The 1,340-nt window shown below is 60.8% G+C and carries 1 protein-coding gene; it reads left to right on the forward strand.

Annotation, left to right across the window (positions count from 1 at the left end; genetic code table 11):
• Positions 1-98 precede the first annotated feature (98 nt).
• Positions 99-1,340, forward strand: a 1,242-nt coding sequence (locus E1288_RS46370; RefSeq protein ID WP_207954952.1) for a hypothetical protein, incomplete at its 3' end; no start/stop codon positions are given.

Below are 1,340 nucleotides of genomic sequence, written 5' to 3' on the forward strand. Positions count from 1 at the left end.
GACAGGTGGGGTCTTGGTCTCGGTTTTTGTCGGGGGTGAACCGGGCCAATTATCTCTCCGGGGATGAGCGTTATCAGAAGAATTGTTTGGAGGCTTCTGTGGCGTTCCACAATTCTCTCGTGCTCGGTGAGCTGGTTGTGGCGGAGCCGGCTGGTGATGTTCGGGATCCGGCTCGGTTGGTGGCGGCTGGTGGGAAGGCTTGGCGGGTGGATGGATTGGCCGAGGCTGAGGGGCATGTGCGGAGTTTGCCGGTGGGTCGGGATGTGTCGGTGATCTTCCAGCGAGCGGATTTTAGTGCGCATGCGATCAATGCTGTGCATGTAGCGCAGGGTGTGGTCGGGCTGGGGGATGCGCAGAAGGGTGAGGAAGGCGAGGAAGCAGAGAAAGCCGAGGAAGCCGATGTCTTGGCGGCGACCGGGGTGTGGGTGGTTGAGCTGCCGTGGAGGCAGGTGGTGTTGCCTGCAGGTGATTCCGGGCTGCGCAGCCAGGGCTGGGGGGCTGGGCTGCCGGCCGAGGTGACAGGTCCGCCGCGTCGGTATGTGACGATCGCGCCGAAGGAGGTTGGTGAGAGCTCTTCCGAGGGGTCCAAGCGGCCGAGAGTGGAAGGGCCGGATGGGGATGGTTCCAGGAATCAAGGTGGCGAGGGCGATGGGTCTGCGTCGGTGGGCCGGGCGTTGGCGAGGAAGCTGAAAAAGAGGAAATACGACGCGGATAGGTACCAGAAGGAAAAGGCTGACCCCAATTGGGAGAAGGAAAAAAAGAAAGACCGCGGTGTGGTTTGGCGACAGGAGCAGAAGAAGGTCGCCGACGAAGCTGCGGCCTTGAAGGCGAAGGCGGCGACGGAGGGGCTGACCGAGAAGGAAGCAGAGAAGCTGGAGGAGCTCCTGCCGAGGGCGCAAAAGTATTGGGACAAGTATGAGAAGCATAAGAAACAGACTGTGGCTCGTCGGCGGGAAATTAAGGACGCCGCCGACAGTGTGCTTGCGGAGTTGAGGGAATTCAAGAGGCAGGGGACGCTGCCTTCGTGGCGGCTGCCCGAGCTCGAAGTGCGGGAGGAAATTAAAAGGTACGAAGACGAGGAAAATAGACTGGCGGTCGCGGTGTCGAGAAAGAGAAAGAAGACTGAGGAAAGCAGGGGTGAAATCAAGAAGTTGGAGGCGTCGGAGGTGCTGGCCGATGCTGATCAGGAGCGTCTGCGTACGTTGCAAAAGGAGGTGGATGGCTGGGATTCTTCTCGGCAGAAGTTGACGGAGGTGAGGGACAGGCTGGCGGAAAAGAAAGAGGAGCTGGAGTCGGTGCTGGCCCGGGGGGAGGCTGGGTCGGGGCGGATTGCGGATGTG

The sequence above is a fragment of the Saccharopolyspora elongata genome (assembly GCF_004348985.1).
In the GTDB taxonomy this organism is placed as follows: domain Bacteria; phylum Actinomycetota; class Actinomycetes; order Mycobacteriales; family Pseudonocardiaceae; genus Saccharopolyspora; species Saccharopolyspora elongata.